The 18,433-nt window shown below is 35.5% G+C and carries 17 protein-coding genes; 14 read left to right on the top strand and 3 right to left on the bottom strand.

Going from position 1 to position 18,433, the window contains the following annotated elements; translation table 11 throughout:
- The first annotated feature begins 58 nt into the window (after positions 1 to 58).
- Positions 59 to 928, top strand: coding sequence for an AraC family transcriptional regulator (locus NSQ95_RS15920; protein ID WP_342559949.1), 870 nt, complete (start codon positions 59 to 61; stop codon positions 926 to 928).
- A gap of 379 nt (positions 929 to 1,307) precedes the next feature.
- Here NSQ95_RS15920 and NSQ95_RS15915 read toward each other — a convergent pair whose 3' ends face one another.
- On the bottom strand, positions 1,308 to 1,937 hold the full coding sequence (locus tag NSQ95_RS15915; RefSeq protein WP_342559948.1) for a nitroreductase family protein: 630 nt from the start codon (positions 1,935 to 1,937) through the stop codon (positions 1,308 to 1,310).
- Positions 1,938 to 2,151: 214 nt separating this feature from the next.
- Complete coding sequence (locus tag NSQ95_RS15910) at positions 2,152 to 2,841, bottom strand: type 1 glutamine amidotransferase domain-containing protein (protein ID WP_342560828.1); 690 nt, start codon at positions 2,839 to 2,841, stop codon at positions 2,152 to 2,154.
- Positions 2,842 to 2,912: 71 nt separating this feature from the next.
- On the opposite strand from NSQ95_RS15910, the gene NSQ95_RS15905 reads away from it, so the two are divergent.
- From NSQ95_RS15905 to NSQ95_RS15865, 9 genes are all read left to right on the top strand, one after another.
- Positions 2,913 to 3,263, top strand: coding sequence for a MerR family transcriptional regulator (locus NSQ95_RS15905; protein ID WP_342559947.1), 351 nt, complete (start codon positions 2,913 to 2,915; stop codon positions 3,261 to 3,263).
- A 150-nt stretch (positions 3,264 to 3,413) separates the two neighbouring features.
- Entirely contained in the window at positions 3,414 to 4,391 is a 978-nt protein-coding gene (locus tag NSQ95_RS15900; protein ID WP_342559946.1) for a sensor domain-containing diguanylate cyclase, read from the top strand.
- Between the two features lie 679 nt (positions 4,392 to 5,070).
- A complete protein-coding gene (locus NSQ95_RS15895; protein ID WP_342559945.1) occupies positions 5,071 to 6,177 on the top strand; it encodes a hypothetical protein in 1,107 nt (368 codons plus the stop codon).
- A 541-nt stretch (positions 6,178 to 6,718) separates the two neighbouring features.
- Positions 6,719 to 7,573 carry a DegV family protein gene (locus NSQ95_RS15890; RefSeq protein ID WP_342559944.1) on the top strand — a complete coding sequence of 285 codons (855 nt, stop codon included), beginning with the start codon at positions 6,719 to 6,721 and terminating at the stop codon, positions 7,571 to 7,573.
- A 346-nt stretch (positions 7,574 to 7,919) separates the two neighbouring features.
- A complete protein-coding gene (locus tag NSQ95_RS15885; RefSeq protein ID WP_340882141.1) occupies positions 7,920 to 8,909 on the top strand; it encodes a TAXI family TRAP transporter solute-binding subunit in 990 nt (329 codons plus the stop codon).
- The gene (locus NSQ95_RS15880; protein ID WP_340882144.1) at positions 8,899 to 9,366 is read left to right on the top strand and encodes a DUF1850 domain-containing protein; all 468 of its coding nucleotides are present in this window, start codon (positions 8,899 to 8,901) and stop codon (positions 9,364 to 9,366) included. The genes NSQ95_RS15885 and NSQ95_RS15880 overlap by 11 nt, the downstream gene beginning before the upstream one ends.
- Positions 9,363 to 11,378, top strand: a complete 2,016-nt coding sequence (locus NSQ95_RS15875) for a TRAP transporter permease (protein ID WP_342559943.1) — start codon at positions 9,363 to 9,365, stop codon at positions 11,376 to 11,378. Before NSQ95_RS15880 ends, NSQ95_RS15875 begins: the two co-directional genes overlap by 4 nt.
- A 227-nt stretch (positions 11,379 to 11,605) precedes the next feature.
- A complete protein-coding gene (locus tag NSQ95_RS15870) occupies positions 11,606 to 11,983 on the top strand; it encodes an SET domain-containing protein (protein WP_169360402.1) in 378 nt (125 codons plus the stop codon).
- Between the two features lie 222 nt (positions 11,984 to 12,205).
- Positions 12,206 to 14,584 carry a polyprenyl synthetase family protein gene (locus NSQ95_RS15865; protein ID WP_342559942.1) on the top strand — a complete coding sequence of 793 codons (2,379 nt, stop codon included), beginning with the start codon at positions 12,206 to 12,208 and terminating at the stop codon, positions 14,582 to 14,584.
- Positions 14,585 to 14,686: 102 nt separating this feature from the next.
- On the opposite strand, the gene NSQ95_RS15860 is transcribed toward NSQ95_RS15865, so the two are convergent.
- A complete protein-coding gene (locus tag NSQ95_RS15860) occupies positions 14,687 to 15,244 on the bottom strand; it encodes an STM3941 family protein (protein WP_340882151.1) in 558 nt (185 codons plus the stop codon).
- A gap of 155 nt (positions 15,245 to 15,399) precedes the next feature.
- Between NSQ95_RS15860 and NSQ95_RS15855 the strand changes: the two genes are divergently transcribed.
- The 4 genes from NSQ95_RS15855 to NSQ95_RS15840 all read left to right on the top strand — a co-directional run bounded on the left by NSQ95_RS15855 (position 15,400) and on the right by NSQ95_RS15840 (position 18,350).
- The gene (locus tag NSQ95_RS15855; RefSeq protein WP_342559941.1) at positions 15,400 to 16,095 is read left to right on the top strand and encodes a hypothetical protein; all 696 of its coding nucleotides are present in this window, start codon (positions 15,400 to 15,402) and stop codon (positions 16,093 to 16,095) included.
- Positions 16,096 to 16,196: 101 nt separating this feature from the next.
- Positions 16,197 to 16,982 carry an SDR family oxidoreductase gene (locus tag NSQ95_RS15850; protein ID WP_342559940.1) on the top strand — a complete coding sequence of 262 codons (786 nt, stop codon included), beginning with the start codon at positions 16,197 to 16,199 and terminating at the stop codon, positions 16,980 to 16,982.
- A gap of 146 nt (positions 16,983 to 17,128) precedes the next feature.
- Positions 17,129 to 17,659, top strand: coding sequence for a hypothetical protein (locus NSQ95_RS15845; protein WP_342559939.1), 531 nt, complete (start codon positions 17,129 to 17,131; stop codon positions 17,657 to 17,659).
- A 151-nt stretch (positions 17,660 to 17,810) separates the two neighbouring features.
- Positions 17,811 to 18,350 (top strand): hypothetical protein, encoded by a 540-nt coding sequence (locus tag NSQ95_RS15840; protein ID WP_342559938.1) that lies wholly within the window; start codon positions 17,811 to 17,813, stop codon positions 18,348 to 18,350.
- Positions 18,351 to 18,433 lie beyond the last annotated feature (83 nt).

Here is an 18,433-nt window from a genome sequence, read left to right as displayed (position 1 = left end):
GATTTCTCCTTATTTGCAACGTTATATTCTGGATAACCTATGAAGGGAAGGAAGCCTTATGGATCATTATAAAATTATTGAAACCTCTTTAGCTTTTATTGAAGATCATATTGAGGAACCTTTGTCTGTGGACTCGGTCTCTAAAAAATTCAACATGTCGAAATTTTATTTTCATAGACTTTTTTCTGCAATTATGGGTTGTTCCTTGAACCAATACATTTTGTCGAGACGATTAAATAACGCGGTTACATTAATACAAGAAGATCGATTATCATTGACGGAGATTGCCTATCAGTTAAACTTCGGATCACAATCTTCGTTCACTCGTGCTTTTAAACGTCAATTTAAACTAGCTCCTAGCTTACTAAAAGAAAAAGATACCGTCATATCTCCAGAACCCATACCTTCAGTAGTTAAACGCCCTTTAAAAAACATGAATGGTGATGTAGTAACCGATTTTACGTTAACGGAATTTGATGCTATCAGATTGACGGGCATCGCATTTGAAATTGACTTGGCATGTGAGGATTACAAAGCACAGATTCACGCTCATTCGAAAATGCTCCTAGAAACAATAGATGAGACCATATCTGGACCTTGTTTAATGGTCTATTCAAATTGCCATCCAAATTCAACTCGCTTCAATGCTCTATTTGGCATTCCATATGATATACAAATAGATAAACCGTTCTACTTCAATGTAGATGTGCCGCAAATTTTTTGTGCTAAGTTCCAATACTCGGGTGACCTTCTTGATGTAGGGGATGTGTTTAAAACTGACTTCGCACGATTTTTAAAAATTTCAAAGCAAGAAAGAGAACAATCAGAGATTGAACTTATTCAAGTTTTTAGAAGCGTTCATCATCTTGATTCGGACTATCATATATTTACTCCTATTAAAAAGCTGCCAATTGATTCAAATTTATAATTTGGGTTGATGAAAATCATAATTGAATGATTCTGTTTGAATTGACCAAATCCATTGATCTAAATTTATCACGGTGAAAATTGTTTCACTATCCATATCTTGCTGTAAAAACCTGACCATTTAATTTTTTTGAATGAAGGGATTAAATACACTGGTTAACCAACCAACGCTCCGACAAAATAAAGAGGCTCGATTCACTTAAAAAGAAACCGAACCAAATTAATTAAACCCACCAGCACCATTGTGTTGCCACATCACTCACCACATTGTGAAGTTGTTACTTGGTTGGGGTTAGTATAGAAAGTACAATAAAAAAAGCTGTGTCAAAAATCCAAGTTGTAGGGGATTTTAGCACAGCTTTTTTAGGTTGAAAACAATGTTAACTAGAAAAACGTATAATTTGTTCGAATGGTAAGCGGGATGAATTACGTGCTGGTTCTGCAGCTTTTCCGATAGCAATTAAAATCATCGGTAATTCGTTTGCAGGAAGCTCGTATTTTTTAGCGAAAGCTACTTTATCAAAGCCACCCATTATTACTGTTTCATAGCCCATGTCTTTTGCTAAAAGTACGATTTGCATAGAAATTAAACCGACATCTAAATGTGCAATGTTTGTGCGTTCAATATCAGAAAAATTACTATATGCAGATTCAGAATTTGAAATCATCATATCCGCAATATCACGTGGCATATAGCCTAGTTCGACGTTTAAATCATTAATTTGTTTCGCGTTTTTATACATTTCATTGTCGCCTATAACGGCAATAATCGCTGATGATGTTTCAATTTGTGCTTGATTAAAACCAGCAATACGCAATTCTTTCTTTTGTTCTTGATCATCGATAACAAGAAAGCGCCAAGGTTGCAAGTTACTTGATGATGGAGCTGATGTTGCTTGCTCTAGTATATGTTGGATTGTTTCGCGAGGAATTGTAACACCAGGCTCATATTTACGCACTGATTTACGTTCATCCATTAATTTTTCTAAAGCTGTTTTTTGTTGTAGCATATTAGCCATCCTCTACTATTGAAGTTTAAATCATTGTCAATTTAATTTGTTAGCTCTAATTGTTTGTACGTGTTAAATATAAAAGAGCAGGTGTTTTAGAGGTGAACATATCTCACCCTTAAAACATCTGCTTATGCTCATCAATTTAAAAATGGAGAGAACTTTGTTTTAGCTCTGCAAGAAGTTATTTAAACGAAATTTACATAAGTAAAGATTAAAGTGATTTTAATAATTTAATTACCTCTTTGGCAACCGCGCCACCTGATGCAGGATTTTGTCCTGTAACGATACGATTATCAGTTGCCGTGAATACTGACCAATCAGCATCTTTTACGTAATTAGCCCCTTTACGAACAAGTTCATCTTCCGTTAAAAATGGAACGACTTTATCTAGTCCAACAGCAATTTCTTCTGTGTTAGTAAAACCAGTCACTTTAGTATTTTTAATTAAAAGCTCACCGTTACCATTTTTAATATTTAATAACCCAACAACTCCATGACAAACAGCAGAAACAACGCCACCGTTAGCATAAATAGTACTTGCAATGTTTTGTAGGTTTTCATCTTCTGCGAAATCCCACATCACTCCATGACCACCTGCATAATAGATAGCATCGTAATCATTTGGGTTAATAGAGTCAGCAGGCAAAGTAGTGCTTAGTTTATTTAAGAAATCAGTATTTGTGTAATACTCCCAATCTAATTCGGTCATTTGATCAGCTTGCAAGCTGTGTGGGTCAAGTGGTGTATAACCACCTTTAGGGCTCACATAATCAATTTGATACCCTGCTTTTTCTATTTCAGCTGCAAAGTGGACAGCTTCTCCTAACCATAATCCTGTTGCACGATCTAAATTGGGGTACTTAGAGGTATTCGTTACTACTAATAAAATCTTTTTCATTATACAATCTCCTTTAATTTTGATACTATCAAGCTTAAAGGTTAAACCATACTTTAAGTCAAGGAGGACACTTCGTGTATACAATTCAACAAGCGAGCCTCTTCATAGAAATTCCTGCAAGTTCAATTCGATACTATGAAAAAATAAATTTAATTCCACCAATAAAAAGAAATCAACAAGGGCATCGAATATTTGATGAACAAGCCATTGAACTTTTAAAATTAATTAAATGTTTTCGAAGCCTAGGAATGGCAATTGAAGATATAAGAGAAAATATTTCAAAGCTTAGTTTAGAACAGGAAGAGATTAATACGCAGGCTATATTAATTCAGCATAAGAAAAAGCTAGAAGAGCAAATCGATGTCTTAAATACTTTTATTAGTGAAATTGATCAGAAAATTATTATTAAACCATCTGTAAAATAACTTTTAACGAATAAGCAGAGTATTTTACCACATCGCTTTATTGCATCTGACTGGTCACTTGTTAAGATATAAAAAATGGAATAATTACTTGTATTAACCATTTATCTAATGTAACATTCATTTTATAAGAAAAATTTTAGAAGGTAGTAGATGATCTATATGCTGTTTCCTCTTGGCTTCCTTACAGCTTCTGTACTCGGAATGATAGCTGTGACCTTATTACATATTAGATGGCACAAGCAAAAGAAAGAACTGATGCAAAAACACAATCAGTTTGTACATGTCCTTGAAAACTCCAAAGACTTTATATATTACTTTCAGGTCTACCCTCAAAAAAAATACGAGTATCTTAGTCCCTCAGCGGAATTTTTTTTTGGAGAAGGTTCGATAGAACGAGCGTTTAAAAATCCTGAAGTCCCTTTCTCAGATATCCATTCAGATGATTACGATATTCTCTTAAAAAAAGTGAATGGAGAAGCTGATTATAGCAAAAGTATTATTCAACGGTGGAAAGACAAAGATGGGGTGTATAGGTCGTTTGAAGAATATACTACACCAATCTATGAAAAAGGAAAGCTAGTTGGTATTCAAGGAGTTTTAAGAAACATTGATGAGAAGATAGAGCTACAGCAAAAGTTACAATATCGTTTACATCATGACACGTTAACTGGTATATATAATCGAGAGTATTTTGAATCTAACTTTACTAAGTTTAACGAACAAGAAAACACATCTATGGGTGTAATATTGTGCGATTTAGATGAATTCAAGTATACAAATGATACATATGGACATAGAGAAGGGGATGCTTTAATTACAGCCGTAGCACGACTTTTAAATAAATTTGCTACTGAAGATACAGTCGTTGCAAGAATTGGTGGGGATGAATTTGTTTTACTTGCTGCTGAAAAAAAACAAGAAGAGATAGAGCATTTGATAAAGAATATTTTTGAAGAGATTGACGTACATAACAGAAGTGGAGTAAATAAAACAAGAATTAAAATGTCTTTAGGGTATGCCTTTACATCAGATTCAAGGGGGCAAATGTCTGAAATATTTTCAAAAGCGGATAAAAATATGTACAAGAACAAACTGAAGAGAAAGCAAATACTTACAGTTACGAATTAGACTAGGACATCAGTTGGTCAGCTATTTTTAAAACACCTTGTTAGAGACGGGGTGTTTTTATTTTTTTTGAAAATGGTTTTGAGTGATTTGCTGTTTTCTACAGTAGATTCATTAGTATAAAAAGGCGCTTAAATAATTGACATCTTTTATTAAATGCCACATAATGGCAACAATTATCCAACAGATTGCTAAGCTGGGAGTATTGAGGAGAGGGTAAAGTATGGACAGAACTGTGTGGTTATTTTTATTAACTTATTTCCTTTTAATTACCTCACTTATTTTTAGTTATTATGTTAGTAAAGGCCGTTATCGTACATCGTCACTGCTATTGGATCTCTAGCGCTTTTAAGCTGGGCGTTAATTGATCATAAAATAATGGATTACCAGGATGCAAATATAGTACTAGGGTTGATTTTTATGCTCATCTGGGTAATAACAGGCATTATATTTTTATTATCTTTATCACGCTATTCCAGCTAAAAAGAAAGCTAACACTTAATCATACCCGTTCTTTTCGAACAATAATTAATCCTGTTATTCGTTCTTTTTGTGTTTAACAACTATAAATTAGAGGTTCAGATCATCGTACTTTAAAATTCTAATTGTTACATTGTTTTAATAAGTTGCAAGGAGATATTAGTTGTTTGTTGCATAGGATAATAGATAAGGAGATGAATCGATGAAAAAGTGGGGAATTGTAAAGATCGCTATGTTCTTATTATTCGTCATCACTCTATCTGCTTGCAGTATAGGGCAGGAGACAAATAAAACAGATATTAAAGAGCCAGGTGAGGTTATTGAAGAAAGTGAAAACGAAAGCAATGAAAATGAAATAGACCCGATTTCCATTGAGAAAGTTGAACAATTCGAGGGAATGGAAATTACTGACTGGATGGATGAGCATACTGTCATTCTTGCAAAAGAAAACCAGGATTTTGAAAAAATGAGCTTGTTAGAAAATGCAGAGTTCTATCCTAGAAGTCTATATACGTACAATTTGGACACCAAGGAATTTAAAACGATTAAAGCTCAAAAAGATATGTTTCTAGGTGGTGCAACTTTGTCTCCGGATAAAAAACACCTCTTATATTATGAAAATTCAATTGGAGATATCGCCTTTTATCAGATGAGTCTAGAGGAAGGGAAACAAACACCCGTTACCGAGGATATTATTGGTAGTGTCTATACCGCTGAGTGGACTGACGAGAACAATATAATCGGTGCTTCCTATGCGGGTGGTGCAGTTATGGCTGATAAGGAAGGGAATGTAACTCAAATTGCCGAGCTTCAAGAGGAGCAATTGTTTAATGCTCATAAAAGGCAAGAAAAAATCTACTATATAACAACAGAAAACCCTTCCTTTCAAGTATATAAGATGGATTTAAAGACCAAAGAAAAAAAGAAACTTCCATTGGAAAATGCAGAGAGAATCACACTTTCTCCTGATGGAAATCAATTACTTGTTACGCAGATAACAGGGAATACGAAAAGGCTAATAATTGCGGATACTGATGGAAATATACAAAGTACAATTGCAGAAGGTTCTGATGTGACAGGCGCTTCTTGGTCTCCGAATCAGCAAATGATTGTATATCAGTCAAACTCTGTCATAAACGGTGAAGAGGTTAGTGGGCTATACCTATTTGAAGTAACATCTGATGAATCCATACAAATTGTTCAAGACATTGGAAATGTGAAAACCAAATGGAGTCCTTCAGGCAAAAAAATTTCCGTTACTGAATTAGACGAAAGAATTTATAACAGCAGTATCATTTCTATTAAATAGTGCAGTTTTCACTAAAGTATTGAATTATACATCAAACTTATTTTGATATTAAAAATGATTGTAAAGTTAGAGGGGGGATCTATCCCTTTATTCTCTATAATGAGTCAATGTTATAAATAGCAATTTACTGATTAAACACGAACATTTACAAATGATTGATTGTAGCGGCATTGGGATGAGTGAGTAATATAAGACATCACATCCACGCGCGTTAGCGATGGGTGATGGCTTATCACTCACCCCACGGAAAGCGTCCGCCGAGAGCGAAAATCAATTCTACTTTAATGGTATAAAAGCTTATGATTCAAAAAAAGCAGATCGTCTAGAAGTGCTAAAATGCATGTCTGGACGATCTGCTTTTATATTTATCGTCAAAAGGGTATAGGTTAGTATCGTAGATAAATTTTAGACAAAATAGATCGATAGATTGTATAAATTTTCTGATTATTTAACTGTATAATTTCCCCTTATAGTGTATATTTAGGATAAATAAAATAAACAAAAACGCAGAAAAGACTGCGCATGTTGAAAGGAATGTATTATGAGAAAAATTATCTTATCGACAGAGAGTGGAGCAGATTTACCGGAGGACCTGGTAGAAAAATATCAAATTCAAGTGGTACCGATGCATGTCGTCATGGATGGGAAAGATTATTTAGATGGAGAGCTACCTGTAGAGGACGTATTCGATTATCATAGTCGCACAAAAAAAATTCCATCTACGACAGCAACGAATGTACATGAGTATCAAGAGTTGTTTACAAAAATCAGAACCAACTTTCCTGAGAGCATCATTATTCACATTGGATATACGTCAAAAGCATCTGCTTCGTTTCAAAGTGCATTAATTGCAGCAGAGGATTTTGAGAACCTTTACCTGGTTGATACGCTAAACGTGACAGGAGGACTAGCTGCAGTGGTGTTGTATGCAGCCACTTTACTGGAGGAAGAACCTAACATGGATCATATTAGCCTCATAGAAAAAATAGAATCTGTGGTTCCAAAAACAAAGCTGGCTTTCATCCCTGGTAGTTTAGACTTTCTAAGATCAGGTGGACGGGTAAGTAACATGGCTTACATTGGAGGGTCTTTGCTAAAAATAAAGCCATGCATTGAATTAAAAGAAGGAAAACTTGTTTCAACTAGAAAATACCGTGGGAATATGAGCAAAGTCGCGGAAAAGCTCATGGAAGATTACTTGAACCAATACGATATTGATAGAAAACAGCTATACTTGATCTACTCTATCGGACTAGACGAAAGTATTAAGAGTCGAATAGATGAAATGGCCAAGGAAGCAGGCTTTAAAAATATAACATGGATGCAGGCTGGTGCCATGATTTCTACCCATGCTGGACCTGGAGGATTTGGGATTGCAGGGATAGAAAAAGACTAACATCTCAGGAGTGGAACATTGACTCCACTTACTATGAAGATTGTTTGGATAACATAAAAGACGATTTAGTAGTGTAATAATGCACCTCTAAACCGTCTTTTTTTAATATTGTTTAGCCCATTTCTTGTGAGAAAAGCTTTCCATAACTAGTTGTTTGAAGGGAAAAGCGAGGGTTTTTAATTTTTAGGAAAGTGATGTCCTAACACTGCTTCATAGAGCTCTATTATTAACTTAGTTATTAATAAAATTTAGAGAGAAAAAACAACCTAATACACTGAATATAATTAAAATTCTTTATTTCGCAATTTTTGTAATATATAATTATTTTATAAGGGGGAGATAATAAATGATTTCTAAGAAAAAATTATCGTTATTATCCAGTTTGTTACTTGCAGGAGCAATTTTAGCTGCGTGTGGGGATGACACGGAAAATGGAGGTAGCAAAGGGGAAAGTTCATCAGATGATGGATTGTCTACTAATATCGTAACAATCGCAACTGGAGGAGCATCAGGTCCATATAACATTATTGGTACAACATTAGCTGACATCTATACAACGGAGTATGACGTCAATTCTCGTACTCAAACGACAGGGTCATCTGTAGAAAACTTAAATTTAATGGCACAAGGAAAAGTAGAGATGGCCTATGTAATGAGTGATGCTTTATCACAGGCAATCAACGGTGAAGTTAGCTTTAAAGAGCCAATTGAAGGCGTTTCCACAATGGCTACACTTTATCCAAACGTAGTACAAATTATTGCCAAAGCAGATGCAGGGATTGAAACAATTGAAGATTTAAAAGGGAAGCGTGTTGCAGTAGGGGATCAAAATTCTGGGGTAGAAGTAAACGCACGTACTCTCTTAAATGGTCATGGCATTACATATGATGATATTAAAGTAGATTACTTAGGCTATGCTGAAGCTGCAGATGGTTTAAATGCAGGCACAATTGATGCTGCATTCTTAACAAGTGGTATTCCAAACGCTTCTGTAATGGAACTAGCTGAAACAACTGACATCGTTTTAGTTACAGTTAGCCCAGAAAAAGTAGAAGAAATTGCAAAAGAGCATCCATATTTCATCTCCTATGAAATCGCTGCCAATGTATATAGTAATACAGAGCCAGTATTTACAGCAGCGGTACCAAATGCATTAGTTGTAAAAAGTGATTTAAGTGAAGATGATGTGTATAAATTAACTAAAACATTTTTCGAAAGCTTGCCTAAGCTAGTAAACTCTCACCAAGCTGCTGGAGATATATCACTAGAAGGTGCACAAGAAGGTATTATCGGTGACCTTCACCCAGGAGCAAAACGTTATTACGATGAGCAATAAAAAATTGTTCGGGAGTATAGGGATTTTACTTATACTCCTGGCAATTTTTTTCATTCGTTTTCCTGTTGTAGTGTTTGAATTCTCCGATAAAGTTATGTTTGCTAAGACTACGCAGTTCGACTTAGGGTGGATTCATTCCGTAGAAAAAGAAGAATGGATAGAACATTATGAGATTGATCAGGATCAACTACTTTTAGTTAGCACAAAGTTTAAAACTTTTGGTGCAGGAGTTCCCTCTATAGCTGAAGACGTAGAGTTAGTGGACGGCTACGTTATGATGAAAATCAATCAACCGTACAAAGAATTAAATCTCACTATTTCAGAATATGTAGACACTACGATTTACTTCGCTGATAAGGAAATTAAAATATATGACTATGGTGAGACTTATGACACAGTCTTAATCTCAGTTAAGAAAATCTTCATATGGCAGTACTTAGGAGGGGAATTTTTATGAGCGTCAATAGCACAAAAGAGCCTATCGTTGAAGAAATATCAAATGAAGAAATACAGAAGGTACTTGAAAAATACGATAGTGATGCAAAGGTCAGGAAGTTTAATAACAAAAGCATCGTATTTATAATAAGCTTTATGGGTGTTATGTTTTCTTTGCTACATATATATGCGATATTTAATCCAATCCCAACACTAATTATGCGCAGTATCCACTTAATGTTTGCATTAGGATTAGTATTCTTAATTTACCCGACATTTAAAAATCAAGATCGTACAAAAATTCCTATTTATGATTGGATATTCTTTGCCCTAAGCTTATCGTCATTTATATATCTATTCGTTGAGTACGATAATATTATGACGACGCGCGGCGGTATTCCAAATACAATGGATATTGTGATGTCGATTTTAACTGTCTTACTGGTACTAGAAGGTGCTAGACGAGTGACAGGTTTAATATTACCGATATTAGCACTCATATTTTTAGCATATCCGTTCTTTAGTCATGCAGAGTTTTTACCCCGTATTATGATGACGCGTGAGTTTGACTTTGGAGATATTTTTGGTCAAATTTACACGAAAACAGAGGGATTATTCTCAACAGCAATTGGGGCTTCTGTTCAATATATTTTCTTGTTTATTTTATTTGGTGCGTTCCTTGGAAAATCAGGGATGGGACAATTTTTCAATGATTTATCACTAGCACTTGCGGGACATCGACAAGGTGGTCCAGCGAAAGTAGCAGTTATTTCAAGTGCATTCATGGGAAGTATTAATGGTTCTGCCGTAGCAAATGTAGTAGGTACGGGAGCATTTACGATACCATTAATGAAAAAAATTGGGTACGAGAAAAACTTTGCCGGTGCAGTTGAGGCAAGCTCATCCATTGGTGGACAGATTTTACCGCCAGTAATGGGGGCAAGCGCATTTATCATGGCTGAAACGACGGGTATATCGTATGGTACCATCGCGTTGGCAGCAGCGATTCCAGCATTACTATTCTTTTTAGGCTCTCTAGCACAGGTACACTTTAGAGCAGGCCGTTCAAACTTAAAGGGTATTCCAAAGCCGGATCTTCCCCGTATGAAAGAGGTATTAAAAGAGGGCGGACATTTAATGATTCCGCTAGTAGCCTTAGTATGGATGCTAGGTTCAGGGGTTCCTGTAGCCAATACGGCATTCTATACAATTCTAATAACAATTGCGGTGTCGTGGCTAAGAAAAAGTACACGCATGGGCTTAAAGGATATCTTAACGGCACTTGAAGAAGGTACACGCCAGTCTCTTTCCACAATTGTTGCCTGTGGTGTTGTAGGGATTATCATTGCGGTAGTGAACTTAACAAGCTTTGGTTCTACATTAACAGCGGCAATCACTCAAGTAGGTGCAGGTTCATTATTCTTAACTTTATTCTTAACAATGATTGCATCTATTATTTTAGGGATGGGCTTACCGTCTATTCCAGCGTATATTATTACTGCAACAATGGCAGCTCCAGCATTAGCTGAATTCGGCCTACCAATTTTAGTGGCGCATTTATTTGTATTCTACTATGGTATTTTCGCGAACATTACACCACCTGTAGCATTAGCTTCATTTGCAGCAGCTGGTTTATCAGGAGGAAATGCGATGCGTACAAGCTTTATCTCTGTACGTTTAGCGATTGCAGGCTTTATCGTACCGTTCCTATTTGTTTACCAGCCAGCATTATTAATGGTTGATACAACAAATGTAGCAACAAACGCAGTAGACTTCCCAATGGCCTCGATTGGCTCGATTTTACTCGTGTCCTTTATCGCTATTGTTGGAATATTAGGTCTAAGTGCGGCTATTGAGGGGTATTTCTCTACAAACTTAAATGTCGTAGAGCGCATCATTTTAGGTGCAGCGTCTTTAGGTATGATAATCCCAGAGACATATTCAACAGTAATTGGGACGATTATTGTAGCGGCGATTTTTATTACTAATCATCTTAGAAGTAAGAAAGCGCCTAATGTAATTACAGCAGGATAATGGAATAAAAGGATGCTCTCAAGGTTACTATGACTGATGAGAGCATCCTTTTTAATCATAATTAATATTATCCCGTCCATTCCACAAGAGCATCTAATCTATACGAAGTGACGTACCCTATATCGAGTGCTATTTACGAATGTAAGATAATCAATCATTATTAGAGCAAGAAAGGGTGTTTAATGGTATCCTTAATAAGTAAATTTTAACGTGAATAGGAGAACTACATGATTGAAGTAAAAAAGTCTGAAGTAAGTGATGGCGAATTTAATAGAGGGTTATTTGCAACTAAAGATATTAAAAAAGGTGAGCTTTTACATGAGGCACCGGTCATTTCTTATCCAAACGAGCAACATAAGTATATAGAAAAAACTACACTAGGTGATTATGCCTTTGAATATGGTATTGGTAGGTCAGCTATCCTACTTGGCTATGGAATGCTTTTTAACCATTCGTATGAGCCAAATGCTACCTACGAGATTAATTTTAAAAACGAGACTTTCGACTTTTATGCGTATACCGATATTAAAGCCGGAGAAGAGATTTTCATCAATTATAATGGTGATGAGGATGACCAAGAAGAGCTATGGTTTAATAAAGAATAGAAAAATTCATCTAGCTTATGCTAGATGGATTTTTTTATTGTTAAGTAAAGGGGGAAGGAATGGCAACCCTAGAGGTAGCTGCCTTCTTATTTTTTATCCTCTTAAAATTAGGCATTTCGGATTGACCTTAAGAATAAATTGTAAGTAACTAGATGAAAACTGAGAATGAAATATAGGTTATAATTACTAGGAAATCATAAAAAAAGTAAATGAAGGTGACAGATGAATATTCAATTAAACTCGATAATAAATGCCGATGAATGCTATAGGCAAGCCAATCAGAAAGCTGACCAATATTTTGAGGAGCTTCATATACAGGTTAAGGAAAAAACCTATATCCCCCTTTTAACGGAAGATATAAGGATTTGGAAATCTAATCATGTTAATAATCCCATACTATCCCTTTTTACAAAGACAAAAGGAAACGCTGATACGAAGGATTTTAACCATTACATACAGTATTTAAATTACAGAGGTAAGCTAGACAGTTACTTAAATCGAAGCATTTCATACATTTTTCTCCGTGATCTAGGAAAATCTCTTGATTCTCATGAAACTCAAGACAGGATTTCGGATGTAGTAAGTAGCTTAAAGGATAAGCTTACCAATTCAAGTAGGGAAGAAACGGAAGTAGCAGGATTTAATGCGGTCGAGTTGTATCGTATGGCCAAAAATGAGAATGTAGAATTAACTTATATTTGGTTATTAAACAAGCTAAAGCAAGTGTCTAGCCATATACCAAAAGGGATGGATGCAGAACACGCACAGCGAAAACTTATTAAAATTATAGCAGGAGTTATCATGCAAGAGATTGAAGAGATGGACAGAGATGTATCTCCTGACGAGCGTGCTAAGAGGCTCGACAAGGCGATTAGACTTGGTTATTCCTATGGATTAACCTATCCATTTATTGATGATTTGCTAGATGCCAAAATACTTTCAAATGAAGAGGAAAAACAATATGCCAATTTAATAAGAACAACACTCACTACGGGTATTGTGCCTGTACTAGGAGAGTGGCTTGGCGAAAATGCAGAGTTGATAACTTATATACACCAAGAGCTTGGAGAGGCTTTTCAGTATATTGAGCAAAATCAGCGACCTGAGACAAGGCAAAAATTCTTTGAGCAAGCGTATGTGTTTTTTCATTCGCAGGAAGTGGATCGTGATAAGAGTTTAATGGATTCGAGCTATACTAATCAGCAACTTTATATACCGGTCATATTAAAAGCCTCTTCATCAAGGCTAATTGTTCGTTCAGTGCTTAGTACTTCTGACAATCAAGAGATGGATGACCGTACATTTTTTTATGGTATTTATAATCAGCTCTCAGATGATTTCGCTGATATGTTCGAAGATATGAAGGATGGAGCAGTGACTCCTTATACGTATTATTTAAAGTATCATAAAGAGCGTTCAGACCTGATCAACCCTTTTGAATTGTATTGGGCTGTTATTAGTAATTTAATTCATAATGTCTATCATTCCGACGAACAAACACGAGAAGTAATATTAGATCGAGCTATTAATGGACTTAAACGTTTAAAGAAGCGAGTAGGCAAAAGTAAATACAAGGAAATTATGGATCTCTTTCGTTTCGGGACGCCAGGTTTTAATAAGCTTCTACAAAAGATGATTCGAAAAGCAGATGACGTGGACTTCTTTGATAAATTACTAAGAGATCATATGATTACAGTATTAAAGAGTGAAAGTAAAGAAAGAGAGGAATTCTCTAATACGATAAAAGTAGTTCGTAGTGAAATTAACGAGATATTGTCCATTTCTGCTTCTAACAATACTGATTTCGAAGATTCTATAACAGAAGCGACCAATTACAGCTTACAAGGAGATGGCAAAAGGCTAAGACCAATCGTAGCATGGTTTATGGGCGTGAAGGTTTACAAGTTAAATGCTGCATCTATTACACCACTACTAAAATCACTGGAATATCTTCATACTGCCTCTCTTATATTTGACGATTTACCAGCCCAGGATAATGCTCCAATAAGGCGTGGACGTTCTACTCTGCATGAAGTTTATAACGTAGCTGTTGCGGAGCTGACAGGTCTTTTCCTCACTCAAAAAGCTATTGAGGAGCAAACTAACTTAAAACAATTTGATGCAAATATTGTGCTACAGATGATTCAATATTCTTCCCACACAATAGCTGAAATGTGTAAAGGTCAGGCGATGGACTTGGACTCTAAAAATAGAACACTTACGAGGGAGCAGTTAAATACCTTATGTTTTTATAAGACAGGAATAGGATTTGAAGCCGCCTTGGTAATGCCTGCGATTTTAGCCAAAGCAAATGAACAGGAGATTGTTGCTCTAAAGAAATTTGCTCGTTATGCTGGCATCGCCTTTCAGATTAAAGATGACCTGCTTGATGTAGAAGGAGATGCAGAGCTACTCGGAAAAGGGCTAGGTAGAGATGCAGAAAACAATAGCACGACGTTCGTTTCTATTATGGGTCAGGAGGGTGCCACTATAGAAATGTGGGAGAACTACTGTCTAGCTATGGATGTTCTTCAAAACGTTTCTATAGATACAACCTTCTTAAAACACTTTTTAAACTATCTTATCAATCGCGAACATTAGAATTGTTGTACAATGTCTAAATACTTATAAAGCAAAATGAAAGGCATCCCTAGAAAATCAAAGGATGCCTTTTAATTTTATCCATGAAAAACATATGCTTTACTAAATGCTAATTTCCTCAACCACTATGGAAGATTTTCTTAAATATTCATCGAAATAAATGCTCATCTCATGTAGAATCTCATCCCGAGTAATTCCTTTTGCTGCTTGTGTATTAATATTAATGTGTCCAGCACCCAGTTTTATATTAGCCTTAATCGCCGTCCTCTTCATGGCGGGTAGAGATTTTATAAACTCATCACCATCGAATAAAAAGACAGTTATAAATACTTGTCCTTGTATAGTGTATGTACCTAATTCCTGGACACGCTCCCATCCGATAAAATCCTTACTAGCAATTGCTGAGGAATAATCATAAAACCCCTTTTCATTCACAACAAGTATTTTCTTTCCAACAATGAAATCTTTAATTATATACAAAAGACAGAAACCAAAAAATAGTATTCCGATTACACCAATAGCTATAAAAATGATGTTCCTTGAATCTTGGCTCCCAAGTCCCGTCAGGAAGACTACTAAACTAGCTGCAACCATGACAAATGCAAGTAAAACAAACTTTAATTGTTTTCCTTTACTTTGATAAACTACAAGCTCCTTCATAATAAGACCCCCTATGGAAATTAACTCATTCCTTAATTTTACATAAAGTATATAAATTTGTCTCCTTGGAGCATTAACTATGAGATTAGAAGTATAAATTTATAATCTATTGAATAAAGTCTATATAAGAAGTTTAAAAATAAGGGGCAGTGCATATGAAAATTATCGTAATTTATCTACTTAGCGCTATTTATTTTTTCCTGTCTTTTTCAATGGACCATATGCGATCGATAGGTTTATATTTAATTATTTCAGTTGCCTTGTTTTTCTGGGGGACTTGGGAATGGAAGAGGAGAAATGAAGAGATTAATGAAGAGAATAGAAGAATCACAGAAGAGATTCTAGACGAAATTCCACATACTCAGAAACTAGTAACACCAAATAATCTCAATGCTTTACTCATAAATGAAGTCACGGAAATTCTCTATATAGCTAGTAGAGACGAGCTAGGAAGTGATTTTGAAATAAAAGATATATCTTTTAATAAAGTATTAGAGGCAGCCCTAATAGAAGACGGAAAAACGATATCCGTATTCCCTAAAGAGGGAATACTAAGTAGCCAGATTAAGTTAGAGGATAAAGAGGAAAATGAAGAACTAGAAGAAGAGTATGAGGAAGAAGACGAGGAAGAGGAAGAGGAGCTAGAATTCAGTCTTTGCTTTAAAATCGTCACGGATGATTTGTCGGAGCCTATTCACTATTTTACCTACTTGGAAGATTATAAAGAGGAGTACAAGGAATATGAGGAATACGAAGAGGCTAAGGGAGTTTGTAATGAATGGCATCAAAAGCTAAGCATTATTATTAGACGTTATCAGTATGACCGTGTAATGGTGAATAAATGGAGTTAGGAGGAATTGGATCAGGTCGGTAGCTGATAGGTATCTATGTTTTAGCTAGTCTGTAAAGGGAAGAAAAGAAATAGACTACTATTTTGTTAGGAGGAATACAATTGAGTAAAACAATTTTTATCACTGGAGCCGGAAGTGGCCTTGGAAGAGGGACTGCTATAGGACTAGCTAAAAAAGGGCATCGCTTAATTGCAACCACCGAAACGACTTCCCAAAAAACAGATTTACTTAGAGAAGCTAGAGAACCAGGTTTAGATATGGAAATTTTTAAATTAGATATAACGAATGCGAGAGATCGGGCCCAAATGGAAGACTACGACTTTGATATATTTGTAGCAAATGCTGCTATTAATGAAGGTGGACCACTTGCAGAGGTGCCAATGGATCGTTTTCGTGCATTATTCGAAGTGAACGTATTTGCTACTTTAGAGACAGCACAAATTGCAGCACGCAAGCTAGTGAAAAAAGGGAGCGGTAAAATTGTTTTCCTTAGCTCCGTGGCAGGTCTATCTGCTACTCCATATGTAGGACCGTATACGGCAACTAAGCATACAGTGGAAGCAATTGCGAAAACGATGCAGCAGGAGTTAAAGGAATTTGGCGTTCAGGTAGCTACGATCAATCCAGGCCCATATAATACAGGCTTTAACGATCGAAGCGCAGAGGAAAAATATAAATGGTTTAATGAAGAGCAACATTTTACGAAGAAGGAAGACATGAAAGAGCAAGAGGAGTCCTTGAAGAATCAATATGACCCTCAAGACATGATTGATAAAATGATTGAGATCATCCCGGCAGATAACCACAAATACCGTACTACATGGCCAAAAGAAATCGAAGATAAAATGAAAAAAGATGAACAAAAACGCTGGGAACTAGAAGTCTAGTTCAAAAGGAGAGCATTGCTATTAAGCGATGCTCTTTTTTGCTAGCTTTATTAAAATTAATTTCATAAGGGAGTACCGTATTTGAAATGTTACACTTAAATTGATGATTGCTGTAAAGAGAACTCTACAAGATAAAGGGGTATAAAATGTATAGTCCGAAATGGAGTAAAGTAAAAAAACATTTGAAAAGTTTTACCTGTGACTCATTAAAAGATCAAATTGATTTTCACATTATTAATTATCGCAAAGCACATGACCAGTTGGGAAGAGCTGTTATTACAGTCGACAAAAAGGAAATATTAAGTATGTGTACAATTACTGCTGCAAGAACAATGCATATTAAAGAATGGGATATTAGAGAGAAACAAAATATCCAATATGATATTGATAATCGAAAGTTAAATTGGGAAGTTGGATTGCAGGCTCATAATATAATTAAAAAAGAAGGAATCCTAGCACAATATGATTTTTTTGATGCATTGGAAGAGTACTTTACTACACCAATTGAAGTGTCTTTAAAGTCAGCTGATATAATCATAAAGATTCTTGCTGTAATTGATAGACGAGTAGGAAAAAGGACATTGCAGAAACTCAAGGAACCTATCAAAAATGAGCATGAAAGTATTCAATTCTTTTTCAAATTGAGGTGTGATGTCGAAGGTATAAGTTTCGATTAAAAAGTCCCGGTTAATCGAAACTAGCAAATTCATTATTAGATATAGTATCAAAAGTAAGTGAGCATAGAGATGCGCTTTTTAACTAATTTTTTTCTATGTATAGTCATTTAACCTCATCATTAATGGAAATATTAAATTTTAAGGAGAAAAAATGAATAAAAGAAAAAGACCATTTGTCATTTCTGTAGCAGCAGTCTCAGGCGGGGGGAAAACTACAGTAGTTAAACAACTAATAAAAGCATTACATAATTCTAAGGCACTCTATTTTGATGATTATGAATTAGGTGGTCCACATAATTTCAGAGAATGGATAATAAGAGGTGCTAATTATGATGAGTGGGATATAGCCCCTTTCAAAAAGGACTTAATAAATTTAATCGAAGAACCATTGGAGTATATTGTGTTAGATTGTCCTTTCGCCAAAATGCATAAGGCAGGAAGCGTCTATATTGATATGACTGTATTTATAGATACCCCTTTGGATATTGCAATGGCACGTAGAGTGTTGAGGGATTTCCAGGGGAAATCTGGAGAGGAAATAATAAAAGATATGGAAAATTACAATGCTGGTGGGAGAGCGGGATATCTAGAAATGCTAAAAACGATAATGCCTAATTCTGATTTAGTAGTGGATGGCACATTAAGTGTTGCAGAAATCGTAGCTACCATAGAACAGCACACCAAAAATTAGGAATCGGTCGGTTCTTACCAATAATCGGTCGGTTTTCCCGCAAAATCGGTCGGTTCCGGCAAATAATCGGTCGGTTTCCACGA

It is taken from the genome of Psychrobacillus sp. FSL W7-1457, assembly GCF_038593405.1.
In the GTDB taxonomy this organism is placed as follows: Bacteria; Bacillota; Bacilli; order Bacillales_A; family Planococcaceae; genus Psychrobacillus.
This window is presented reverse-complemented; position numbering and strand designations above follow the sequence as displayed.

Excerpts from the sequence above, each read along its gene's own strand:
- NSQ95_RS15920 (WP_342559949.1), top strand. The coding sequence starts at position 59 with ATGGATCATTATAAAATTATTGAAACCTCTTTAGCTTTTATTGAAGAT.
- NSQ95_RS15915 (WP_342559948.1), bottom strand. The coding sequence starts at position 1,937 with ATGCTACAACAAAAAACAGCTTTAGAAAAATTAATGGATGAACGTAAA.
- NSQ95_RS15900 (WP_342559946.1), top strand. The coding sequence starts at position 3,414 with ATGATCTATATGCTGTTTCCTCTTGGCTTCCTTACAGCTTCTGTACTC.
- NSQ95_RS15895 (WP_342559945.1), top strand. The coding sequence starts at position 5,071 with ATGAAAAAGTGGGGAATTGTAAAGATCGCTATGTTCTTATTATTCGTC.
- NSQ95_RS15890 (WP_342559944.1), top strand. The coding sequence starts at position 6,719 with ATGAGAAAAATTATCTTATCGACAGAGAGTGGAGCAGATTTACCGGAG.
- NSQ95_RS15885 (WP_340882141.1), top strand. The coding sequence starts at position 7,920 with ATGATTTCTAAGAAAAAATTATCGTTATTATCCAGTTTGTTACTTGCA.
- NSQ95_RS15880 (WP_340882144.1), top strand. The coding sequence starts at position 8,899 with ATGAGCAATAAAAAATTGTTCGGGAGTATAGGGATTTTACTTATACTC.
- NSQ95_RS15875 (WP_342559943.1), top strand. The coding sequence starts at position 9,363 with ATGAGCGTCAATAGCACAAAAGAGCCTATCGTTGAAGAAATATCAAAT.
- NSQ95_RS15870 (WP_169360402.1), top strand. The coding sequence starts at position 11,606 with ATGATTGAAGTAAAAAAGTCTGAAGTAAGTGATGGCGAATTTAATAGA.
- NSQ95_RS15865 (WP_342559942.1), top strand. The coding sequence starts at position 12,206 with ATGAATATTCAATTAAACTCGATAATAAATGCCGATGAATGCTATAGG.
- NSQ95_RS15860 (WP_340882151.1), bottom strand. The coding sequence starts at position 15,244 with ATGAAGGAGCTTGTAGTTTATCAAAGTAAAGGAAAACAATTAAAGTTT.
- NSQ95_RS15855 (WP_342559941.1), top strand. The coding sequence starts at position 15,400 with ATGAAAATTATCGTAATTTATCTACTTAGCGCTATTTATTTTTTCCTG.
- NSQ95_RS15845 (WP_342559939.1), top strand. The coding sequence starts at position 17,129 with ATGTATAGTCCGAAATGGAGTAAAGTAAAAAAACATTTGAAAAGTTTT.
- NSQ95_RS15840 (WP_342559938.1), top strand. The coding sequence starts at position 17,811 with ATGAATAAAAGAAAAAGACCATTTGTCATTTCTGTAGCAGCAGTCTCA.